This is a genomic window from Oleiphilus sp. HI0080, assembly GCF_001635135.1.
The window spans coordinates 1-437 of record NZ_LWFU01001238.1 but is presented as its reverse complement, the minus strand read 5'-3'; the positions used below and the strand labels follow the sequence as shown (position 1 = coordinate 437).

General features: G+C 45.3%; 1 protein-coding gene. It reads left to right on the top strand.

The window, feature by feature from the left end:
* Nucleotides 1–105 precede the first annotated feature (105 nt).
* A partial coding sequence (locus tag A3751_RS21520) for an FMN-binding negative transcriptional regulator (RefSeq protein WP_197466595.1) occupies nt 106–437 on the top strand: 332 nt, incomplete at its 3' end.

The following is a 437-nucleotide window of genomic DNA, read 5'->3' as shown; positions in this document are numbered from 1 at the left end:
CTTTTGAAAAGCCAACAAACCTAGGCAAATCACTGCTGATCTAGTTGCACCAATACTGCCATTCCCATCTAATATAAGCTTACCTGCAAATCAAAGAGAACGTCTGTGTTCATTCCTAAAGTATTTAAAGTCGATTGTCGTGATCAAATGTTCGCACTGATCAAAGAGCACCCGCTTGCTACGCTCGTATGCAATACCAAAGCAGGTTTGGAGGCTAATCACCTACCCATGCTCGTTGAAGAACGCGATGGGAAGATCTTGCTTATTGGCCACATTGCGAAGGCGAACCCACTGCACCAAAACATAGCGAACGGCACTAAGGTATTAGTCACCTTTCAGGGCCCACAAGCCTATATATCTGCAAGTTACTACCCCAACAAACAGCGTGACCATAAAATTGTACCAACGTGGAATTACACCGCCGTCCATGTAAGCGG